Raw genomic sequence first — 15,637 nt, forward strand, 5'->3', positions numbered from 1 at the left:
GGAAAATCGGGGCATGGCTGAGACCGACTTCATCATCCGACCGATCCGCGAGGTGGATTTCCCTCAGGTTCGGGCTATCTACGAGATGGGACTGGAAACCGGGCATGCGTCCTATGAACGCACGGGCCCGACGTGGAAACAATTCACCCGCATGAAGATCATGGAAACCGTCTTCGTGGCCGCGGAGAAGAGGGATCCCGACTTCGTCCTGGGATGGGTGGCTGCGGCACCGGCATCAACGCGCGCGGTGTTCCACGGTGTGGTGGAGGATTCCATCTACATCCACCCACAGGGGCAGGGACGTGGCGTGGGTGGCGCCCTGTTGGACAGGCTCATCGGGGTCTGTCAGGACCTGCACAAATGGTCGATCCACTCGTGGATCTTCCCGGAGAACGTGGGATCCGCCAAGCTGCATGCCTCCCGTGGGTTTGAGAAGGTGGCCACCTTCCACCACCTGGCCAAGATGCCCTACGGGGAGATGGCCGGGGAGTGGCGCGATACCGATGTCTGGGAGAAACTGCTGCCCAAACCCGACATCAGGCCCTAGAGCTGCACTCTGAAACGGACCCTGTCGCCGGGCCAGAGCTGGGCGCAGCGGTCAGCTGAGCTGGCTGTCAGCACGGCGATGACGGGATAACCACCGGTGACCGGATGATCCGGCCCGAAGATCACCGGGTGCCCACCGGGCGGTACCTGGATGGACCCACGAACCATACCTTCACTCTTGAGCTCGCCCTCGATGCGGCGGCTCAGGGGTTTTTCTGCTTTCAGGCGGATGCCGATCCGGTTGGAGTCCGCCGATACTGTGAACCGCTGCCGGAAGAACCCGTCCAGGGCATCGTCGGTGAACCACCGATCGCGTGGGCCCCGGATGACGGTGAGGGTCTCGGTCATCGAGGGGTGACGCCACACGGTGGGCAGTTGTCGCATCGCCGGCCACCATTGTTTATCCGCGATGTCCCGGGCGATGGTGAGCTGGTCCCCCTCCCGGATCGGTGGCGGGCCGAGTGCGGAGAGCAGGTCGGTGGCGGCGGATCCGAGGACCTCGGGCACCTCGAAACCGCCCCTGACCGCCAGGTAGGCACGCATACCGTGGTCTGCGTTCTCCAGGCGGACCAGGTCGCCGTCCTCCACCTCCAAGATGGTGTTGGTGGTGGCGTTCTTGGATCGTCCCCGCCGGTCCACCGCCATGACGGTGGCGGCGGTGCCGGTGAATACGATGGTGGCGGGGGCATGGACCTCCAGTTCGAAGGAACCGATGAGGATCTCGATGACCGTGGCATTGGGGTCGTTGCCCAGGACATGGTTGGCCCGGGCGGCGGAGAGCCGGTCGAAGGCACCGGAGGAGCCGACCCCGGAGCCGGCGAACCCGAAACGCCCCCGGTCCTGGAACAGTGCCTGCGGTCCGGGTGAGAGAACGGTGAAACTCATGGGGTGACCTCCACGAAACGGATGGTGTCGCCGGCCTGCAGCAGGGAGGGCTGCCACCGGTCGACATCCCACATGGGGATGTCGGTGGTGCCGAGCAGCTGCCACCCGCCAGGGGATGGCTGGGGATAGACGGCACTGAATTCACCGGCGAGGGCCACCGAACCCGGGGGGATCTTCGTGCGGGGTTGATCCCTGCGGGGGATGTCCGGGAGGCGCCGCTCGCCACGCGGGACCAGGTAGTAGAAACCGGGGGCGAAACCACCGAAGGCGGCGGTCCACACCGTCTCGGTGTGGGCCCGGATCAACCCGGCGACGGTGAGCCCCGCGAGTTCGGCGACCGCGGCGAGGTCCGGGCCGTCGTAAAGCACCGGGATCTCCACCGTCTCCCGGGTGACACCGCCGCCGGCGGAGGCGGGGAACAGGGTGATCGCGTCGAGGATCTCCACGAAGCGGGCCGGGCTGATCTGGCGGGTGTCCAGGGTGACCAGGAGGGTCTGCGCGGCCGGGATCATGTCGATGATGCCGGGCACCTGCTGGGCCGTCAGTGCGCGGTGCAGCGACAGGACGGCATCCAGGACGGTGCCGCGGACGGCGTCGGCATCCTCACGCAGCAGGTCGATGAGCACCGCCTGATCACCACACGGTCTAGCGAGCACGACGCACCTCCACACCGTGGGCGCGCAGGGTGTCGATGATGGTGCGGACCAGGTCGAGGGCGGCGGGGTTGTCACCGTGGACACAGATGGAATCGGCGTGGACCGTGACCGGATCACCATCGATGGAGGTGATGGACCCGCCGGTGGCAAACGCCAGCGCCTGCCGGGCAGCCACCTGCGGATCATGATGCACCGCACCGGCCTGGGTCCGGGAGACCAGCCGACCATCGGAGGTGTAGGCACGGTCGGCGAAGGTCTCCTGGATGACGGTGAGCCCCTCGGAGATGGCCTGATCGACGATGGGGGCACCCGACAACACCATCAGGGGCAGCTCGGGATTGAGTTTCTTCATCGCCTCGATGACCGCGGCGGCCTGCGCCTCATCCACGGCGATACGGTTGTAGAGCGCACCATGCGGTTTGACGTAATCAACGGTGGCCCCGACGGTGGTGGCGGCGGCCTGGATCGCGCCGATCTGGTAGATCGTCTCAGCGACAAGCACCTCATGGTCGTATTCCATGGCGCGCCGCCCGAACCCGGTGAGGTCGTTGTACCCAATGTGGGCACCGATGCGCACATTCCTGGCCTTCGCCGCGACCACGGTTTTCAGCAGCACCGTGGCATCACCCGCGTGGAAACCACAGGCGATATTCGCACTGGAGACCAGGTCCAGGACGGCTTCATCATTGCCCATGACCCAACTGCCGTAGCTCTCCCCGAGATCGCTGTTGAGGTCGATGGAGTGTGGGGGATTCATGAGGATAATCCCTTCATGGGGGATAGGGGGAATAAGGATCGGCCTGCTGGGATCAGTCGGCCGTGGATCAGCTGGTCGTGGATCAGCTGGTCGGGGTGAGCAGGTCGAAGACCCCGCCGAAGGAGACATAGGCCAGGAACCAAGCGATGGCCAGACCGATGAGCCCGATGATGATCAACCAGAGCGGGTACTTGTATCCCCTGAGCAGATCCTTCTGACGGAAGATGGCGACGTAGATCATCAGGGTGAAACCGATCGGCAGCACCAGACCGTTGAACGCACCGGCGAACACCAGGAGCAGGGCGGGGGCGGTGCCGAGGAAGATGAACACAGTGCACGAGAGCAGGATGAAGATGATGGTGACCCAGTTCTGCAGTCGACGGGTCTCCGGCTTGTTCTTCACCAGGAAGGTAGCGGACGTGTAGCTCGCGCCAATGACCGAGGAGATCGACGCCGCCCACAGCACGGCACCGAAGATACGCAGACCGGCCTCGCCCGCGGCGTGCTGGAAGGCCTCCGCTGCGGGGTTGCCATCGGTGGACAGGGTGACACCCCCGGCGACCACGCCGAGCACCGCTAGGAACAGCACCACGCGCATGACACCGGTGATGAGGATACCGGTGACCGAGGAGGTGGCCACGGCCCGGACGTTCTCCGGCCCGGTCTTGCCCGAATCCAGCATGCGGTGGGCACCGGCGTAGGTGATGTAACCACCCACGGTGCCACCGACCAGGGTGGTGATGACCAACCAGTCGACGGTCTCCGGCAGAACGGCGTTGCGCAGCGCCTCACCGACCGGAGGTTGGGAGACGAACGCGACGTAGATGGTCAGGATGATCATGATCGCCCCGAGGAACACCAGGAACTTATCCAGGGCCGCGCCGAGGCGTTTGAACAGGAAGATCGCGATCGCGATAGCCGCGGTGATCACACCACCGATCTTGACGTCAAGACCAAGCAACGCATTCAGACCCAGGCCACCACCGGCGATGTTGCCGATGTTGAACACCGCACCGCCGACGCAGACGAGCACCGCCAGCACCCAGCCCAGGCCCGGCAGGACGGTGTTGCCCAACTCCTGGGCACGCAGACCGGAGACACCGATGACCCGCCACACATTCAGCTGGACGGCGATGTCAATGAGGATGGAGACCAGGATGGCAAACGCGAAGGCTGCACCCAGCTGGTTGGTGAACACGGCGGTCTGGGTGAGGAACCCGGGCCCGATGGCGGAGGTGGCCATCAGGAAGACGGCCCCCATCAGGGCGCTTCTCGACGTCGCCCCCACCGCCGCCTGTTTCAGCGTCGGGCTGGTGGCGCGCCGGGTGTCCGTGTGGGCATCCGCGCTGGCACCGGCCCCCTCCGGGGTGGTGTCGTTCGTGGTCGGGAGCGCATTGTTCTTCTCGGACACTGCCCCAACTCCTCTCGAGATTGTTCAACAATGTGGGTGATGTGCGATTGAGTGTAGACCCCATGTGGCCCGCGACACAAGAGGGGGCGGGGTGGGCATGACACCGTGATAGCGCCGACACCGTGGCAGCGGTGAAATACCATGGGGGCATGACCACGGCATTGGGAGTATCGACGCAGCTGGCCACCGAGATCATGGAACGCATCGACAGGGGAGAGGTGGCCCCCGGCACGCAGTTGTTGGAGATCCCGCTGGCCGAGGAACTCGGGTGTTCCCGCAACACCCTGCGCGAGGCCTTCCGGATCCTGGCCAGGGACGGCCTGGTGGACCACATCCCCAACCGGGGCGTGTTCGTCCACTCCTTCACCCACGAGGACGTCGCTGATCTCTACGCCTACCGTCTCTTCGTCGAACCCGCTGTGATCCGGGAGGCCGAGCACTCCCCGCATTTGGATGACTGCCTGATCCGCATGGAGGAGGCCTACCGGGCGGCGTGTGTTGCGATGGAGGCGCAGGAATGGCGCAGGGTGGGCATGTTCAACACCGCCTTCCACCAGGCGTTGGTGGATATCGCCGGGGTGAGACGCCTGTCCGTGGATGCCCGCAAGGTCCTGGTGTTGGCCCGGATCGGTTTCATCTCCACCGGCGGTGGTCGGAAAACCCACGGGCCCTATGTGGAGAAGAACGGTCAGCTGCTCAATTTGATGAGGCAGGGCAGGTTCCCGGAGGCGGAGTCCTTTCTGCGCGGTTATCTCGAACACTCCCGGAACAACCTCCTGGATCTGCTGCCCGCCGGGGGAAAGACAGCAGTCAAAACGGATGGGTAAAAATGCACTAATATGGATAGCTCAGCTGCGATATCGTGCCGTAGGCTGCGTTACACTGAGAAACCCTGTGAAGGTGCCCGGGGTGACCCCGCCGGCGCAATAGGGCGTAAGTTAGGATTTGCTGCAGGATCGCGTCAAAGAACGCCAGAGAAGGAGTCGGGATTCATGGCCTTCGGGTTTTTCGGACGACGTTTCAGAAAGAACCGCCGGGAGGAATCGGTGGAACATTCTGCTACGCCTGAAAACACCCCCGATGACACCAACCCGGATTTCACCCCCGTGCCCGGTCGTCGACCGGGTGACCCGGTGGAGCAGAAGGTCGAGCGGGATGGCAATGGCATCCTCACCCCGGCGGATTTCCTCCCCGACACTGACCTGCCCCAGCTCAACCGCTCCCGGGCGAACATTCTCCGCCGCGAACTGGAGTACCGTTTCGCGCTCAAGGACGCCGAGATCACCATCGACGGTTCCTCCGCGATGGTGCACCGACCCGATGGTGGTGCCGCACATGTCTCCCTGCGGACCCTGGCCATGAACGCCGCGGGCCTGGATGATCTGGGACAGTTGCCTGAGCTGGTGGACAACTTCGTGCACGGCACCCTGGCAGATGCCACCCTGAGCACCCTGTCCACCGCGGACCTGTACAAGAGCCTGCGCCTGCGCCTGCTGCCCAACCCGGAGCAGGAGGACAGCATCCTCGAACCGAATGATGGGGTGGAACGCCAGATCCGGGAGACCTCCGTGCTGCGGGACTTCACCGCGGACACCTCCATCGCCCTGGTTCTGGACACCGAGCACGCCATCCGCATCCAGCCCCTCCATGAACTGGAGGAATTTGATTCCCTCGATGCCCTGGAACGGGCGGCCGACCGCAACACCTGGCAGGAACTGCTGGACGCGGACGTGGACGTCACCTACATCAACAACGATGAAGGTGGCGAGGGGTCGGATTTCTGGGCGTTTGAATCCTCCTCCTACTACCTGGGCAGTTCGCCGTTATTCCTCACGGACCTGTTGCAGCGCTGGGCACCGGACCTTGATCAGAGCAGAGGCGTGATCTTCGCCGTGCCGGACCGCGATCTCCTCATCGCCCGGCCTGTCACCACCGGTGAGAACCTCATGAACGGCATCACCTCCATGGTGCGCATCGCCATGCGTTTCGGTCTGGGCAACCCCACCTCGATCAGCCCCCGGCTGCACCTGCTGTACGACAACCAGATCAACACCTTCACCGACTACCGGATCATCGAACCCACCGAGGATGAGGAATGGGCGGTCCCCACCGCCGATACCCCTCAGCCGGGGTCCATCGGCATCGAGGTCCGCCCGGATGCCTACCTCATGGAGATGCTGCAGCAGGACGGATTCGGGGACAGTTTCGATGATTTCGGCCCCCGTGACCTGGGGCCCGACGACTTCCGTTACTAACCGCGCAGCCAACCAGCCACGCAATTAACCAACTCAGGGTCAAAACAGAAAAGGGGCAGGGCACCGAAGTGCCCTGCCCCTTATCTAGTTGCTAAACGGGTGTTTAGAACTTCTGCTTGCGGTCGGTGTTGGCCATCGCGAGAACGTCCAGACGTTTGTCCAGCTCTTCCTCGGTCAGCTTCTCACCGTCGACAAAGCCCATGTCGATGACGGTCTGGCGGATGGTCTTGCCCTCTGCCAGCGCAGCCTTGGCGACCTTCGCGGCGGCTTCGTAGCCGATGGCGGAGTTCAGCGGGGTGACAATGGACGGGGAGGACTCGGCCAGCTGCTTCATGTGCTCCTCGTTGGGAACAATGCCATCAACCAGGCGGGTGGCGAACACGCGTGCGGTGTTGGCCAGCAGGCGGGCGGACTCGAGGACGTTGCGTGCCATCACGGGGATGAACACGTTGAGCTCGAACTGGCCCTGGGTGCCGGCGAAGGCGACAGCGGCGTCGTTGCCGATGACCTGGGCGGAGACCTGGGTGGCGGTCTCGCACAGGACGGGGTTGACCTTGCCCGGCATGATGGAGGAACCTGGCTGCAGGTCGGGCAGCTGGATCTCGCCGAGGCCGGTCAGCGGGCCGGAGCCCATGAGGCGGATGTCGTTGGCGATCTTGTAGAAGGAGACGGCGACAACGCGCATCGCGCCGGAGAACTCGACGAGGGCGTCGCGGTTGGCCTGTGCCTCGAAGTGGTTGGCTGCTTCCTGCAGCTGGGTGACACCGGTGAGCTCGACGAGCTCGGCGACAACCTTGCCACCGAAGTCAGCGGAGGTGTTGATGCCGGTGCCGGCAGCGGTGCCACCGATGGCCAGCTCACCCAGACGTGGCAGGGTGGCCTCGATGCGCTCGATGCCCAGCTGGATCTGGCGTGCGTAGCCACCGAACTCCTGGCCCAGGGTGACCGGGACTGCGTCCATGAGGTGGGTGCGGCCGGACTTGACCACGGAATCCCACTCGGTGGCCTTCTTGGCCAGGGACTCGTGCAGCACCTTCAGGCCTGGGATCAGGTCGTTGACGGCCGCCTCGGTGGCGGCGACGTGGGTCGCGGTGGGGAAGGTGTCATTGGAGGACTGGCCCATGTTGACATCGTCGTTGGGGTGGACCTCGGTGCCGTTGGCCTTCGCGATGGAGGCGATGACCTCGTTGGTGTTCATGTTGGAGGAGGTGCCGGAACCGGTCTGGAAGACGTCGATCGGGAACTCGGCGTCATGCTTGCCGGTGGCGATCTCCTTGCCGGCGGCGATGATGGCATCAGCCTTGGCGCCGTCCAGGGCACCGGAGTCCTTGTTCACCTGCGCGCAGGCTGCCTTCAGCAGGCCCATTGCGCGGATCTGTGCGGATTCCAGACCACGGCCAGAGATCGGGAAGTTCTCCACGGCACGCTGGGTCTGTGCCTGCCACAGAGCCTGTGCGGGGACCTTCACTTCACCCATGGTGTCGTGTTCAATGCGGAATTCCTGCTCGGTCATGAAATCACTCATTTCTAGCGTCGAGTTAAATATGGCTGGAGCCAAGCTTACCCGGCCGGTAAGTGATTCTCACCGGCATGTCAACGGAAAGTGGTCTGGGTCCACAACAATTATGGCGCACGCCGGTACAGGCCGGTGGAATATGGTGCGGCAATTCACCGGTGGGGTGTCTCCACGGGGTGTCTGCTCACCAGATGCACCCTGTTCGGCCCGGAAACGACGCTAATATATACAGTGTGCACGGACCACAAAGGAGTAGACCATGACTGATCACCTCGGGGACGTTGAAACCGTGGAGCCCCAGGCGATGCCTGAGGATGAATTCCGGGACAGCCTGCGCCAGCTCCTGGTGCGCAGCCTGGGGGTGGATGACCGCGGGGATTCGCTGGTGGCGCAGATCGCCGGTGATGTGGGCCTACGGATCATCGAAGGCGAGTTGCTGCCCGGGGATGAGGTCAATTCCGTTGACCTGGCCAAACAATTCGGAACCAGTCGCACCCCGGTGCGTGAGGCCCTGTTGATGTTGGAGAAACACCGCATGGTGGAGGTGCCGGCGCGCCGTCGACCGCGTGTGTCCGGTTTCCTCGATGTGCCGATCCGGGAGCTCTATCATGCGCGCGCACTGTTGACCGGGTTCATGTCGGATGCGGTGTGCATCAACTGGCAGGGCAGTGAGCTGGAACCGATGCGGGCCCAGGTGGACAATATGGGCGCAGCCTGGAAAAACGATGATGTCAACGCGTTCTTCTGGGCGAATATCTCCTTCGGTGAGGCGGCAACCGGGATCGCCGGCAACAGCCTGATCGCCGGGTTTATCGATTCGATCGGCATGTCCAGTCTGCGTCTGCGCCGTCAGTCGATGGCGTTGCCTGGTCGCATGGAGGAGTCCTACCAGGATCACGTGCGGCTGCTGCGCGCCTTCGAACGCCGTGACCGCCAGCTCGCCCGCGCGCTGTCGATGGGCATCATCCGGGATGCCTACCTGGCGTTGACCGGGGAGAGTCCCTCCACCTGGCAGCTCAGCTGAGTGCTTATCGACGAACAACCCAGCCCGTCCCCATAAGGGGGACGGGCTGGGTTGTTTTCTGTGGCAGGGCAGGGGTTAATCCACCGCCACCTCCTGGCGAGGTGCGACGACGATGCCGGAGGCCAGCAGATCATCGATATCCGAGGAGGATTTACCCAGCACGCTGCGCAGGATGTCGGTGGTGTGCTCACCCAGTGCCGGTGGGAAGGAATCCGCCCCGCGTGGGTTGCGGGAGAGCTTGATGGGGTTGCCCAGGGTTGTCACGGAGGAGCCGTTCCCGTCCTCGAGTTCCACGACCATCTCGCGGTGGAGCACCTGCGGTGAGACCCGGACGGGGCGCAGGGTTCTGGGTTGGTGGGGTGGTGCCGGGACACGCGGTAGGATGGTGACAAAGAAGAACGACACGAGAAGGTGAGACATGGCTACGTCAACGTCGACTGCCACCACGGCGACCCAGCGCGCACAACGCGTGTCGGAGGCCATCCACAGTGGTGAGATGGAGGGCCTGACCGTCACCCCGGCCGGTCGCGCGGATGCTGACGAGTACATCGCTGGCCACATAGATTCCGACGAGCTCGTCGCCCGGGCCCGCGCCCGCTATGGACTCGACTGAGTTTAGCGACCCGTACCTCGATCCCGAGACGGGAATCCTGCGCAATATTATCGGCGCCCGAACACAGATCGCCCTCGACGAGGCCGAGGGCGATCTGTCCTTTGCCCGACTTCTTCAGCTCATGGATCACCCACCGCGGGCCACGGGGGATCTCGAGGAATTACGTGCCATTCACCGGTACCTGTTCCAGGACGTCTACCCGTGGGCGGGGGAGTTGCGCACGGTGGACATCCGCAAGAACATCGAAGGCGGTGAGCCCTTTCTGCCTGTGTCCATGATCGAACGCGCCGCCGCCCACGTCGCTGCGGAGCTGCGTACCGACCACCATCTCCGAGGTATGGCCCGGGAGCGGTTTATCGAGCGCCTGGCCCACCACTATGATCAGCTCAACTACGTCCACCCGTTCCGGGAGGGCAACGGCCGGGTCCAACGCGTGTTCTGGAACCGGGTGGCTCGAGACGCGGGCTGGCAGCTGGACTGGCGCGGGGTCTACGGAGCCATCAATGATCGGGCATGTCGTATCGCCGCCGAGCACCGCGACCTGGGTCCCTTGAAAGAGATGTTCGACCAGATCGTCACCCTGGCCCCCTCGCTCGAGGAACGGGATAAGGATTGGTACGCGGCGGAACGTGCTCGTCTGTCGTTCCCGATCAAGCATGATCCCTGCTCATGAGGACATCCGGGGGATGTTTGTGGGACGAATTGAGGAACATTCCGATGTAATTTGAGCGCTGCACGCAGCTTCCCAGGCTGCCCCTGCACCTCCTCCGTCCAGATCCACGTCAGTGGGGTTGATCCCACACACCCGAGAGGCAGCTCAATCAGTGGTGCCCGGGTGGTGTTTTCCGGAACCGGTACCGCACTCCAATTAATCCAATTCGGTGGGGCCAACGTGCTGTCCGCCGCCGTCGATGTTGATGACAGCACCGGTGACATAGCTGGAGGATGTCGAGGCGAGGAAGATCGCCAGGCCCTCAAGCTCATGCATCTGACCTGAACGCTTGACCGCGGACATCTTGGCGAACGCCCCGTCGAGTGCCTTGGCGGCGGGGTTGTTCTTGCGGATATTCGTCTCAAACAGGCCCGGGGCGATGGCGTTGACGGTGATGCCACGGGTGGCCAGCTCGAGCGCGGCATTGCGCACAATACCGATCACACCGGTCTTGGAGGCGGCGTAGGCGTAACCGACGAGCGGATCGGCACGCACGCCCGCAAGCGATGCCGTGACAATGATGCGTCCCCGGCCGTTCGCGCTCATGTGGCGGCTGGTGATGGACAGGGTGTTCATGGCGCCGGTGAGGTTGACGTCGATGACATCGCGCCAGCGGTCGCGGTCATAGTTGTCCAGGGTGCCGGTCTCATTGACCGGCCCGGGGCCTGCGGAGATGCCGGCATTGGCGAAGACCACCTGGAAGGGGTGCTCGGCGGCGTGGGCGGCCAGGGTGGAATCGAAGGTGTCGTAATCGGTGATGTCAAGCGCGAGGGCGTGGGTGGTAATTCCATCGTCGACAAGCGTCTTTTTGGCCGCCTCGAGCGGCTCGGGGTTGCGGTCGATGAGGGTGACCTCGGCACCCACGGCACCCAGGGTGCGTGCGATGTGGAAACCGATGCCGCTGCCGCCGCCGGTGACCAGGACGTGGGTGCCGGTGAGATCGAAGAGTTCAATCAGTTTGTTGTTCATGGAGGTTCCTTCGTGAAATGGGTGTGCGCGGGGAAAGCGGTGGCCTTCCCCGCGCACGGGAGTGGGGTGGGTTTAGCGGACCGGGGTGAGGGGAGCGCCGAACTCTTTCCAGTCACGGTAATCGTGGATGATCCAGAGCTTCGCGTTCTCCTCCTCGACGATCGTCACCAGCTTGCGGATGCTCTCCACGGCCTGCTCCGGGTCGGTGTCGGTGGGGGCGGGGGCGAGCATCTCGACGGCTTCACGCAGGTGCACCACATCGGCGGAGAGCACCACGTTCTGCTCGGGCAGACGGACGAGCACCGCCAGCTGGCCGGGGGTGTGGCCCGGGAGGTGGAGCAGCTCGATGGCACCGTCACCGAAGAGGTCGTGGCGCTCCCCGGTGATCTCGGTCCAGTTGAAGTTGCGGACCTCATCGCTGAGGAAATCGCGCTCCATGACCAGGTGTGCGGACTCCGGGCTCGGGTTCCTGCCATAATCCAGCTCGCCGGGACCGACGATGAACTGCGCATTCGGGAACTGGAAGAGCCCGCCGGCGTGGTCGGTGTGCAGGTGGGAGACGATCACATGGGTGATGTCCTCCGGGGTGTAACCAAGTTTGCGCAGCTGGGGTTCGATGGCCTCCTCCGGCTTGGATACGATCATGTCCGTCTCGGGGCGGTCACCGAACAGCAGCGCCGGGTCCTCGCAGACACACGGGTGGAAACCGGTGTCCACCATGATCAGGCCCTTGTCATGCTCGATGAGGAAGGCGGGCAGCGGAATCTCAACCGGACCCTCGGCACCGACCACCATGTGCTCGGCCATCATGGTCATGTTGGGGGAATCGAAACCATAGAGGACATTCGCCGTCTTGCGGGCGACATCGGTGGTGGTCTCAGGGGTTACGGCAGTCATGGGGGTTCCTTAGTGTGTAGGGGTGGTTCAGGCGATGGGGATCGCTCAGGCGACCTGGGCCGCGGGGGAGATGGCATTCTTGAGGTGGCTCCGGAGATCAAAGCAGGCGTCCTGCGCCTGGTGGAGATGTAGGGGAATGTTCTCGGTGAACATCCGGCGCACGATGGTCTGATCCGCCGGCTGGTTCACCGATTCGGCGCCCACCAGCTCACCGTCGCGGAACGCCAGGACGGAGAATTTCTTCGCCTCCGGGTTTCCGATCACGGTGATCTCATCATCCGGGTGGATGATGCCGGTCATCTGCAGGCGGTACCTGCCCTGCGTGGACCAGAACCAGGGGGTGACGGTGTAGGGATCCTGGATACCCAGGATCTCTCGTGCCACATGCTTGCCCTGATCCGTGGCGTTCTGCACGGACTCCAGGCGCATGCGGGTGGATCCGGTGGGGAAGGACGCGCAGTCGCCGAGGGCGAAGATCTGCGGGTCGCAGGTGCGCAGGTGCTTGTCGACGACAATCCCATTGTCAACCTCGAGTTCTGCCTCAACGGCGATCTCCACATTGGGTTGCACACCGATGCCCACGACGAAGAGATCAGCCGCATAGCGCTGACCCGTGGTGGAGATGACGGCGGTCGCCTGCCCGGTGGCGTCTTTCTCCACGAAGGCCAGGCCCTCGCCGAACCGCATGGTGATGCCGTGCTCGGCCTAGCGCTCCGCGAACCACTGGCTGGTGTAGGGGGTGAGGGCACGGCTCATGGGGCGGTCTGCGAACTCCAGTACGGTGACCTCGCAGCCGTGTTTGAGCGCTGCGACGGCGAATTCCATTCCGATGAATCCGGCACCGACCACCACCACGCGGGACACCTCGGCGATGCGGGACTTGAGGGTGACGGCGTCCTCGAGGGTCTTCAGCGTGTGGATGCCGGTGGCATCGGCGCCCTCGCAGCTCAGGGGCCTCGGGCGGGCACCGGTGGCGAGGACCAGATGCTCATAGGCGAAGGTGTTGCCACCGGCGTGGACGGTGCGGCTGTCCCGGTCAATCGAGGTGACGGTCGTGCCCCGCCGGAGGGTGATGTTGTTCTCGCGGTAGAAGGACTCCTCCCGGATCGGCAGGGGGGCGGCGTCGAAGTCGACCTTCATGTAGTCCTTGGACAGGGGTGGACGCTGGTAGGGCAGCTCCGGGCAGGAGTCGAGGATGGTGATGGGGTGGTGGTAGCCGCTGGCGCGGAGGGTTTCTGCAACCTGGACGCCGCCGTGCCCGCCGCCGATGATTACGGTGTTCACTGTCGATTCCTTTCGTCGTGGACTGGAACCGCCCCGGAAGGCGTTCTGTCGACACTTTGTGATGGGAATAATAATGTGTCACCGAACACACTTTGTCAAGGTTTGTGATGTGGATTTAGTTTGGTGCTGACGTTCGGGGACGGATTAAGGCCTTTTTCCTGCGAATATAGGGCAATGTTGACCGCGGGATGGGGTGGCCCGAGGGGGTGGACACCTGTCCAAGTGTGTGCAGATGCTCTGGTGGGAAAAGGAAAAAGCCGCGAACCCCTCGATGGGGTTCGCGGCCTGCTAACCGGGCGCGGTCTGATGCGGACTAGGCGTTGCTGAGCTGTTCCGCCCGTACGGTTTCCATAGCCCTGGTCCAGACGACGAGCTGCTCGAGCATGGTATCGACGGATGAGGCACCGTGCTCGGAGGGCGCGAAGGTGGGGTAGTCGAAGTCCGTGAAGATGGAGAACATCCCGGTCTTCTGCACGTGGGCGATCTGCAGTTCGGAGAGAATGCCACGCAGGTGCTCGGCGGCGCGGACGCCACTGGCGGAACCGTAGGAGACGATGCCGGCTGCCTTGTTGTTCCATTCGGCCGCGAGGTAGGACAGTGCGTTGGTCAGAGCTGCCGGAACGGAGTGGTTGTACTCGCCGGTGATGAAGATGAAGCCGTCGAAACCGGCGATTTTCTGGGCGAAGGCCTTGGTGTGCTCGCCGGCGTACTGGCCGTAGCCGGCCGGCAGGGTTTCATCGAGGAGGGGGAGGTTGAAATCAGCAATGTCGACCAGCTCATAATCGGCGTCACCACGCTGGGTGGCGCGCTCGAGGACCCAGTTGGCCACATCGAGGTTGACGCGGCCTGGACGGGTGCTGCCGGTGATGATTGCGATCCTGCTCATAAAAAAACTCCTGACATTGTGACGGTGAATAGGTTTATGTTGATGTATCAACAAACTGCTACGCTCCATCATAATAAACTTTCTACAGAAAGCAAGGGGAGCGGTCAGGATCGTCTGAAGAGGCGGAGAATACGGGGGATGGAGGACGCGGCAAACAGGATGAGGATCATCCGGATGAGCTGGATGGTCACCACGGCGGGACTAGTCCCGGTTTCACTGGAGATCGCCAGCACCGTGTCCATCGCACCCGGACTGGTGGCCAGGTAGGCATCGAAGTACGTGATGCCCACCCACCGGGCGATGGGGAAGGCCAACAGGGCGCAGCTGATGATGAGCACCACGATGAACACCAGGATCGTCGGCAGCTGGCTGGCGAACTGTTTGAGGGACTTCTTGGACATGGTGCCACCACAGAGCCAGCCGATCGAGAGGAACGCCAGGATCCGCAGCGGCTCGGGCGGGTTCATGTTCAGCTCAAACGGCAGGATGCTCAGCAGCAGAATGGTCAACAGCAGGGGACCGAGGACGGACGGGACCGGCAGCCGGATCCTCCGGGCGACCGGCGCGCCGACCAGCGCCACCACCACGATGAGGCCGATCATCCACCAGGTCTGCTCCCCGGCGGTATCAGTCGACCCGGTGCCCTGCTCCTCCCGGGGCAGCAGGCCGGTGACCAGAGGGAGGGACACCGCCACGGCCAGCAGCCTCAAGTACTGGGTGAGGGAGCCGAACCGGAGGTCCGCGCCGATCTCCTTGGCGATGGCCGGCATGAACGCGGCACCACCGGCCAGCATCGAGATCATCCCCGTCTCCTTCGACACCCCGTCCTGGAACCGGGAGAGCAGGTATCCCGTGGTCAGGCCGATGATGATGGTGAACAGACCCACCACCAGGCTGGGCAGGATATAGCTGAGGAGATTGTCCAGCGATTCATTGAACAGCGGAACCGCGGCGAGCACGGAGACGATACCGGCACCGAAGGTGTAGAGCACCTTGTTCACCGGCAGCTCTGAACCGTTGACCAGCGCGGAGGCCCCGGCCGCGAGGATGCCCGCCAGGATCCATGCGGCCGGAACATTCAGGGCGGTGAACACCCACCCCAGCAGCAGGGAGAGGGGAATCACCACCATCCACCGCAGATACACCCGGTCGCCGAATGTCTTCACTTGCCACCTCCATGGATCGAAATCAAAGATACGTGATTATGGCCCCGCCGGCGCGGGGCC

At 63.7% G+C, this 15,637-nt stretch carries 17 protein-coding genes and 1 pseudogene; 6 read left to right on the forward strand and 12 right to left on the reverse strand.

What is annotated here, in order from left to right:
* The first annotated feature begins 13 nt into the window (after window positions 1-13).
* On the forward strand, window positions 14-547 hold the full coding sequence (locus tag H9627_RS10920) for a GNAT family N-acetyltransferase (RefSeq protein ID WP_191734076.1): 534 nt from the start codon (window positions 14-16) through the stop codon (window positions 545-547).
* On the opposite strand, the gene H9627_RS10925 is transcribed toward H9627_RS10920, so the two are convergent.
* The 4 genes from H9627_RS10925 to H9627_RS10940 form a co-directional block, all read right to left on the reverse strand.
* Window positions 544-1,431: a 5-oxoprolinase subunit C family protein gene (locus tag H9627_RS10925; protein WP_191734077.1), complete on the reverse strand. Its 888-nt coding sequence runs from the start codon at window positions 1,429-1,431 to the stop codon at window positions 544-546. The genes H9627_RS10920 and H9627_RS10925 overlap by 4 nt on opposite strands.
* Complete coding sequence (locus H9627_RS10930) at window positions 1,428-2,087, reverse strand: 5-oxoprolinase subunit B family protein (RefSeq protein ID WP_191734078.1); 660 nt, start codon at window positions 2,085-2,087, stop codon at window positions 1,428-1,430. The genes H9627_RS10925 and H9627_RS10930 overlap by 4 nt, the downstream gene beginning before the upstream one ends.
* The gene (locus H9627_RS10935; protein ID WP_191734079.1) at window positions 2,077-2,844 is read right to left on the reverse strand and encodes a 5-oxoprolinase subunit PxpA; all 768 of its coding nucleotides are present in this window, start codon (window positions 2,842-2,844) and stop codon (window positions 2,077-2,079) included. Before H9627_RS10935 ends, H9627_RS10930 begins: the two co-directional genes overlap by 11 nt.
* Before the next feature lie 82 nt (window positions 2,845-2,926).
* Window positions 2,927-4,105 (reverse strand): NRAMP family divalent metal transporter, encoded by a 1,179-nt coding sequence (locus H9627_RS10940; protein ID WP_225213796.1) that lies wholly within the window; start codon window positions 4,103-4,105, stop codon window positions 2,927-2,929.
* 299 nt (window positions 4,106-4,404) lie between these two features.
* Between H9627_RS10940 and H9627_RS10945 the strand changes: the two genes are divergently transcribed.
* On the forward strand, window positions 4,405-5,082 hold the full coding sequence (locus H9627_RS10945; RefSeq protein ID WP_191734080.1) for a GntR family transcriptional regulator: 678 nt from the start codon (window positions 4,405-4,407) through the stop codon (window positions 5,080-5,082).
* Window positions 5,083-5,247: 165 nt separating this feature from the next.
* Window positions 5,248-6,510 carry a hypothetical protein gene (locus H9627_RS10950; protein ID WP_191734081.1) on the forward strand — a complete coding sequence of 421 codons (1,263 nt, stop codon included), beginning with the start codon at window positions 5,248-5,250 and terminating at the stop codon, window positions 6,508-6,510.
* Window positions 6,511-6,613: 103 nt separating this feature from the next.
* On the opposite strand, the gene H9627_RS10955 is transcribed toward H9627_RS10950, so the two are convergent.
* Window positions 6,614-8,023, reverse strand: a complete 1,410-nt coding sequence (locus H9627_RS10955) for a class II fumarate hydratase (RefSeq protein WP_191734082.1) — start codon at window positions 8,021-8,023, stop codon at window positions 6,614-6,616.
* A 262-nt stretch (window positions 8,024-8,285) separates the two neighbouring features.
* Here H9627_RS10955 and H9627_RS10960 point away from each other — a divergent pair, with 262 nt between their 5' ends.
* The gene (locus H9627_RS10960) at window positions 8,286-9,050 is read left to right on the forward strand and encodes a GntR family transcriptional regulator (protein ID WP_191734083.1); all 765 of its coding nucleotides are present in this window, start codon (window positions 8,286-8,288) and stop codon (window positions 9,048-9,050) included.
* A 75-nt stretch (window positions 9,051-9,125) separates the two neighbouring features.
* Here H9627_RS10960 and H9627_RS10965 read toward each other — a convergent pair whose 3' ends face one another.
* Complete coding sequence (locus H9627_RS10965; RefSeq protein WP_225213780.1) at window positions 9,126-9,470, reverse strand: CoA transferase; 345 nt, start codon at window positions 9,468-9,470, stop codon at window positions 9,126-9,128.
* On the opposite strand from H9627_RS10965, the gene H9627_RS10970 reads away from it, so the two are divergent.
* Both H9627_RS10970 and H9627_RS10975 read left to right on the forward strand, forming a co-directional pair.
* Complete coding sequence (locus H9627_RS10970; RefSeq protein ID WP_191734084.1) at window positions 9,469-9,663, forward strand: antitoxin VbhA family protein; 195 nt, start codon at window positions 9,469-9,471, stop codon at window positions 9,661-9,663. The two genes, H9627_RS10965 and H9627_RS10970, sit on opposite strands and share 2 nt — an antisense overlap.
* Complete coding sequence (locus H9627_RS10975) at window positions 9,650-10,336, forward strand: Fic/DOC family protein (protein WP_191734085.1); 687 nt, start codon at window positions 9,650-9,652, stop codon at window positions 10,334-10,336. Before H9627_RS10970 ends, H9627_RS10975 begins: the two co-directional genes overlap by 14 nt.
* Before the next feature lie 195 nt (window positions 10,337-10,531).
* Here the strand turns inward: H9627_RS10975 and H9627_RS10980 are convergent, their stop codons facing one another.
* The 6 genes and pseudogenes from H9627_RS10980 to H9627_RS11005 form a co-directional block, all read right to left on the reverse strand.
* Complete coding sequence (locus tag H9627_RS10980) at window positions 10,532-11,344, reverse strand: SDR family oxidoreductase (protein WP_191734086.1); 813 nt, start codon at window positions 11,342-11,344, stop codon at window positions 10,532-10,534.
* Window positions 11,345-11,416: 72 nt separating this feature from the next.
* The gene (locus H9627_RS10985; RefSeq protein ID WP_225213781.1) at window positions 11,417-12,241 is read right to left on the reverse strand and encodes an N-acyl homoserine lactonase family protein; all 825 of its coding nucleotides are present in this window, start codon (window positions 12,239-12,241) and stop codon (window positions 11,417-11,419) included.
* Between the two features lie 45 nt (window positions 12,242-12,286).
* Complete coding sequence (locus H9627_RS14240; RefSeq protein ID WP_263599146.1) at window positions 12,287-12,670, reverse strand: oxidoreductase C-terminal domain-containing protein; 384 nt, start codon at window positions 12,668-12,670, stop codon at window positions 12,287-12,289.
* A pseudogene (locus tag H9627_RS14245) lies at window positions 12,644-13,525 on the reverse strand (NAD(P)/FAD-dependent oxidoreductase); the annotation flags it as partial. The gene H9627_RS14240 and the pseudogene H9627_RS14245, both read right to left, overlap by 27 nt.
* Window positions 13,526-13,838: 313 nt before the next feature.
* Window positions 13,839-14,411 (reverse strand): NADPH-dependent FMN reductase, encoded by a 573-nt coding sequence (locus tag H9627_RS11000; RefSeq protein WP_191734089.1) that lies wholly within the window; start codon window positions 14,409-14,411, stop codon window positions 13,839-13,841.
* Between the two features lie 104 nt (window positions 14,412-14,515).
* Entirely contained in the window at window positions 14,516-15,577 is a 1,062-nt protein-coding gene (locus H9627_RS11005) for an AbrB family transcriptional regulator (RefSeq protein WP_318247785.1), read from the reverse strand.
* Window positions 15,578-15,637: the final 60 nt, after the last annotated feature.

Origin of the sequence: Corynebacterium gallinarum, assembly GCF_014837045.1 — a bacterium.
In the GTDB taxonomy this organism is placed as follows: domain Bacteria; phylum Actinomycetota; class Actinomycetes; order Mycobacteriales; family Mycobacteriaceae; genus Corynebacterium; species Corynebacterium gallinarum.

Bases quoted from the DNA above. Each gene is read 5' to 3' on its own strand.
- H9627_RS10965 (WP_225213780.1), bottom strand. From the start codon at position 9,470: ATGTCTCACCTTCTCGTGTCGTTCTTCTTTGTCACCATCCTACCGCGT.
- H9627_RS10980 (WP_191734086.1), bottom strand. From the start codon at position 11,344: ATGAACAACAAACTGATTGAACTCTTCGATCTCACCGGCACCCACGTC.
- H9627_RS14240 (WP_263599146.1), bottom strand. From the start codon at position 12,670: ATGCGCCTGGAGTCCGTGCAGAACGCCACGGATCAGGGCAAGCATGTG.
- H9627_RS10935 (WP_191734079.1), bottom strand. From the start codon at position 2,844: ATGAATCCCCCACACTCCATCGACCTCAACAGCGATCTCGGGGAGAGC.
- H9627_RS10975 (WP_191734085.1), top strand. From the start codon at position 9,650: ATGGACTCGACTGAGTTTAGCGACCCGTACCTCGATCCCGAGACGGGA.
- H9627_RS10940 (WP_225213796.1), bottom strand. From the start codon at position 4,105: ATGGGGGCCGTCTTCCTGATGGCCACCTCCGCCATCGGGCCCGGGTTC.
- H9627_RS10985 (WP_225213781.1), bottom strand. From the start codon at position 12,241: ATGACTGCCGTAACCCCTGAGACCACCACCGATGTCGCCCGCAAGACG.
- H9627_RS10970 (WP_191734084.1), top strand. From the start codon at position 9,469: ATGGCTACGTCAACGTCGACTGCCACCACGGCGACCCAGCGCGCACAA.
- H9627_RS10955 (WP_191734082.1), bottom strand. From the start codon at position 8,023: ATGACCGAGCAGGAATTCCGCATTGAACACGACACCATGGGTGAAGTG.
- H9627_RS10920 (WP_191734076.1), top strand. From the start codon at position 14: ATGGCTGAGACCGACTTCATCATCCGACCGATCCGCGAGGTGGATTTC.
- H9627_RS10925 (WP_191734077.1), bottom strand. From the start codon at position 1,431: ATGAGTTTCACCGTTCTCTCACCCGGACCGCAGGCACTGTTCCAGGAC.
- H9627_RS10950 (WP_191734081.1), top strand. From the start codon at position 5,248: ATGGCCTTCGGGTTTTTCGGACGACGTTTCAGAAAGAACCGCCGGGAG.
- H9627_RS10945 (WP_191734080.1), top strand. From the start codon at position 4,405: ATGACCACGGCATTGGGAGTATCGACGCAGCTGGCCACCGAGATCATG.
- H9627_RS10960 (WP_191734083.1), top strand. From the start codon at position 8,286: ATGACTGATCACCTCGGGGACGTTGAAACCGTGGAGCCCCAGGCGATG.
- H9627_RS11000 (WP_191734089.1), bottom strand. From the start codon at position 14,411: ATGAGCAGGATCGCAATCATCACCGGCAGCACCCGTCCAGGCCGCGTC.